Here is a 4,633-nt window from a genome sequence, read left to right as displayed (position 1 = left end):
TTTTAAACGACAACTCAAAATATAAACAAAGATCAACAGACCCTAATAAAGTGCGGTTGTTATCAAGAATAATAAACAAACATCAACAGACCCTAATCAAGGAAGCAAAATGAAAATCGGAATTGTTGGCGCAATGCTGCAAGAAGTAGAGATTTTACGCAATAAAATGAGCGATGTGACCACACACCAGATCGCTGGTTGCACCCTGTATCAAGGCAGCTTGCACGGCGCTGATGTGGCGCTAGTCCAGTCCGGTATCGGCAAAACGGCGGCAGCCATGGCAACAACTGCACTGATTTTGTTGACCAAGCCGGATTGTGTCATCAACACCGGATCTGCCGGCGGAATTGCTGCCGATTTGGCTATCGGTGATGTGATTGTTTCTACTGAAACCGCCTACCATGATGCGGATGTAACTGCTTTCGGCTATGCGAAGGGGCAATTGCCGGGTTGTCCGGCAACCTTTGCTTCGAATCAGGCATTAATCGAATTGGCGCAAAAAGTGGTTCAGGCACAAGGCAAAAGTGCGGTCAACGGCTTGATTTGCAGCGGTGATCTGTTCTGTAACGATCAGCAGCAGATTGCACGGATTAAAGCTGATTTTCCAGCGGCGGTTGCGGTGGAAATGGAAGCTGCGGCGATTGCCCAGGTTTGCTTCTCATTCGATCTGCCGTTTGTGGTGGTGCGTGCAGTGTCAGATGTGGCGGATCAAGTTTCACATATCTCGTTTGATGAATTTCTACCGCTAGCGGCACAGCAATCTTCCGAGATGGTTATTGCAATGTTGGCAGAGCTGCAATAGAAGCTAACGTTTGATCCGATTGCAAGCACTAGCTTTATTTCTTGCGGTTCTCACGCCATTTTGCCAACAGCGGTTTAGGCGGTTCCGCTTGCTCCTGATAATCGAATACCGGCAGCGAAAGATGGAAATAAATCGCCAGCAAGCGGATTCCGAAGCCGCTGATTAGAGTAACAATCACCACCAAATTGTGTGAAATGCCCAGATAAGGCAAGCCCAGATAAATTGCGGTGGTCAGCAAGGCGACACTGGCATACAGCTCTTTCTGAAACACCAACGGGATTCGATTGCACAACAGATCACGCAGCACGCCACCAAAGGCACCGGTCACAACTGCAGCAACGGAGGCGATGATCAAGCCGTGCCCCATATCCAGTGCCACTTGCGCGCCGATAATCGAAAAGACAATCAGCCCCAAGGCGTCCAACACCAGAAATACTGTGCGAAAATAACGCATCAGCGGTGCGACAAATACAGTTGAAACCGCAGCACAGGCAACAATCATAATATATTCGGGATGTGCCACCCAACCGAGCGGATAGTGTCCGAGCAGCATATCACGGATGGAACCACCACCGATGGCGGTGACCGCACCGATAATAATCACCCCAAACAGATCCATTTTTTCCCTTCCGGCGGCCAAAGCACCGGTGATCGCTTCGGCGGTGATACCGATAATATAAAGCGTTGTCAGTAACATAGTTGAATAGTTTGAATAGAAATTAGCAGATGGAATAGAGTAAGAGGATTTGGGCTTTTGATAAAGAAAAATTTGCGCCAGACAGCATTTTTGTGATCAATATCTTGTGCTAACCCCAGGTTAGATTAGAATGTAACCATTCTGTTACGAAAATGAAAACACGATGATAAAAATTAAAACCCGCGACTATTTTTTGGCGACTTTGGTGCTGTCACTGTCGTCTTTTTTGGTTTTTAGTAATTTATATGTCGTACAACCACTGTTATCGCTGTTTGCTGAGCGTTATGCCGTCTCTCTGAATGCAGCAAACTGGATTTTTGCTGCTGCCTCGCTAGGTATGAGCCTGTTTTTGATCCCTTGGGCGCTGCTTGCCGATCGCTACGGTCGCCGCTTGGTGATGTTGTTGAGCTTAGGTTTGTCGGCACTATTTTCTCTCAGTTTGGTATTCAGTGATTCGGTTGCGGTTTGGATCGGATTGCGTTTTTTGCAAGGAATGGCATTGGCAGGCTTGCCTGCGGTGGCGATTGCCTATATCAGTGAAGAATTTGAAACGGATGCTGTGATTCCGGCGGTCGGGATTTATATTGCGGCAAACTCCATTGGCGGTATTTCTGGCAGGATTCTTGGTGGCGCATTGGCAGATTGGTTCGGGTTGAATGCCCCGATGCTGTTTACCGCACTTTTGACGTTTGCTGGTGCGTTGCTGACCTATTTTTATCTGCCGCGTGAACGTTATTTCAAACCACAGTTATTAGCATTTCGCACCATTCTTGCCAACTTGTGCGGGCATATCAAAAATCCGTTGTTATGGCGTACATTTTTAATCAGCGGCATTTGTTTCGGTATGTTTATCAATATGTTTTCGGTGGTCGGTTTACGCTTGCAGCAAGCGCCTTGGCTGTTCAGCACGATTCAGGTCTCGCTATTGTTTCTTTGCTATTTGAGCGGTACTTTTGCAGCCTCGATGGCAGGACGTTTCAGTCGCCGTTTTAATGCGCCGCGCGGCATGTTGATCGGTTGGCTAATCCTCATGTTCGGTATGCTGTTGTTGGTGAGCGACTCCGTGCTGATTCTGATAGCAGGATTGTTGCTATGCAGCATTGGTTTTTTCTTTACACACGCCCTTGCCAGCGCTTGGGTCGGCAAAAATGCCACTCATGCCCGCGCTTTAGCATCCGCACTTTACCTCTCCAGTTATTACCTTGGCGCTAGCGTCGGCGGTGAATATTTGTTGACCGTTTGGCAGCATTTCACTTGGATCTGGGTGCCACTTGCCGCAATGTTACTGTTGCTGCTGGTATTGTGGTTGCTGTTCGGTATTTTCAAACAACTACGACGCTAGTGCTCATTCAAAGCATATTCTGCTGTCATTATTTTGTGACAACGATTTTTGAAATCGTTAAAGTAGATTGCCAATCCCTTAAATAATCAGTAAACTCGGTTATCTTTTTGAAAAACAGTTCAATTTTAAATAAAAAACAAAAAGTATTTTACTCTATTATTTTTAATCAATTTGGTTTTTTATTCTAAGTTTATGATAAAGAACGATGAGGGTGTTCGGTACTTTTATAAAAATAAAAGATAATCGTCACGTTTTGCTGACACGCTACTTTGGCTTTTGAATTGTTTTTCAAATTGATTTTTTATTGCACTAAACCTAAAACTAAGTTTGGCACGTGCTGAATGGTAAATAACACGGCAGATTTAGTCTTAGGTTTTTATTCATTTTTAAGAACCACAAATAGGAACCACCAATATGACAAATAACAGTGAATCACTGCAAGCAACAACAGAAGAAGCCTCGACTGCCCGCAGTAAATTACAGGCTTTAGGCCCCGGCATTTTAATGGCATCAGCGGCGGTCGGCGGCTCGCATTTGATCGCCTCTACCCAATCCGGTGCGATTTACGGCTGGCAGCTGGCGATCATCATCATTTTGGCTAATTTGTTCAAATACCCGTTTTTCCGCTTCGGCGCACAATATACGTTGGACACCGGCAATACGCTGTTGGAAGGTTATCGTCAAAAAGGGCGGTTTTATCTTTGGATTTTTACTATTTTGAATATCTTTGCCACTGTGGTAAACACAGCAGCGGTTGGTCTACTATGTGCGGTGATTTTGACGTTTGTATTGCCGTTTAGCGTACCGGTGCCGATCTTAAGTGCGATGGTGCTGTGCGTCAGTTTTCTGCTATTGTTGTTGGGAAAATACCGCGTGTTGGATGGTGTGTCTAAACTGATTATGATCTCGTTGACCATCGCCACAATTACCGCTGTAGCGATTGCAATGATGCGTGGTGCGGTGGCTGCACCGGATTATGTAGCAGCAACGCCATGGAATTTAGGTGCGTTGGCGTTTATTGTGGCCTTGATGGGCTGGATGCCGGCGCCGATTGAAATCTCGGCAATCAATTCCATGTGGGTGGTAGCAAAACGCCGCCTGGCTAAAGTCTCTTACCGTGACGGTCTGTTTGATTTCAACGTCGGTTATATCGGTACTGCAATATTGGCGCTGGTCTTTTTGGCATTAGGTGCGTTGGTGCAATACGGTTCCGGTGTGGAAGTGGAGAAAGTCGGTGGACGTTACATTGCTCAATTGATCAATATGTATGCGGTGACAATCGGTGAATGGTCGCGACTGTTGATCGCTTTTATCGCTTTTGCCTGCATGTTCGGCACCACCATCACGGTGATTGACGGCTACAGCCGCAGCAATGTGGAAGCCATACGCTTATTGCTGAATAAACAAGAAGCCCGCCAAGGTTACTTGAACTTGTCGATGTTTTTCACCACGGTGGCAGGCTTGGCAGTGTTGTTTTTCTTTAACAATGCGCTGGCACCGATGCTGCAATTTGCGATGATAGCCTCGTTTGTCACCACGCCGATTTTCGCCACCCTGAATCTATTGCTGGTGTTAAAAGGCGAGCATAAAATCAGCAAAGGCTTATATTGGTTGTCGGTCATAGGCTTGATTTATTTGACCGCATTTGCACTGTTGTTTATCGTACAGCAGCTGGGATTGTTGGGATAATCTCTTAGAATAGCCCCTAAGGATAGCCCTGAGGCTATCCTTAGACTGCTGACAAAGGTTAAAACACACGATTAATGTTGTAACAGTAGGGGGCGATTATATA

At 46.1% G+C, this 4,633-nt stretch carries 4 protein-coding genes; 3 read left to right on the top strand and 1 reads right to left on the bottom strand.

Annotated features, from left to right (window positions below; all coding sequences use genetic code 11):
* Nucleotides 1–109 precede the first annotated feature (109 nt).
* Nucleotides 110–802 (top strand): 5'-methylthioadenosine/S-adenosylhomocysteine nucleosidase, encoded by a 693-nt coding sequence (gene mtnN / locus FHQ30_RS04330; protein WP_139611859.1) that lies wholly within the window; start codon nucleotides 110–112, stop codon nucleotides 800–802.
* Between the two features lie 34 nt (nucleotides 803–836).
* On the opposite strand, the gene FHQ30_RS04325 is transcribed toward mtnN, so the two are convergent.
* Nucleotides 837–1,499, bottom strand: a complete 663-nt coding sequence (locus FHQ30_RS04325; RefSeq protein WP_132965956.1) for a trimeric intracellular cation channel family protein — start codon at nucleotides 1,497–1,499, stop codon at nucleotides 837–839.
* Nucleotides 1,500–1,662: 163 nt separating this feature from the next.
* Here FHQ30_RS04325 and FHQ30_RS04320 point away from each other — a divergent pair, with 163 nt between their 5' ends.
* Both FHQ30_RS04320 and FHQ30_RS04315 read left to right on the top strand, forming a co-directional pair.
* Nucleotides 1,663–2,841, top strand: a complete 1,179-nt coding sequence (locus tag FHQ30_RS04320) for an MFS transporter (RefSeq protein WP_139611858.1) — start codon at nucleotides 1,663–1,665, stop codon at nucleotides 2,839–2,841.
* A 414-nt stretch (nucleotides 2,842–3,255) separates the two neighbouring features.
* Nucleotides 3,256–4,530, top strand: a complete 1,275-nt coding sequence (locus FHQ30_RS04315) for an NRAMP family divalent metal transporter (RefSeq protein ID WP_139611857.1) — start codon at nucleotides 3,256–3,258, stop codon at nucleotides 4,528–4,530.
* Nucleotides 4,531–4,633: the final 103 nt, after the last annotated feature.

This window comes from Testudinibacter sp. 'clade 2' (genome assembly GCF_006227735.1).
Classification (GTDB): Bacteria; Pseudomonadota; Gammaproteobacteria; order Enterobacterales; family Pasteurellaceae; genus Chelonobacter.
The sequence above is the reverse complement of the archived record's forward strand: the minus strand, read 5'-3'. Positions and strand labels throughout refer to the sequence as shown.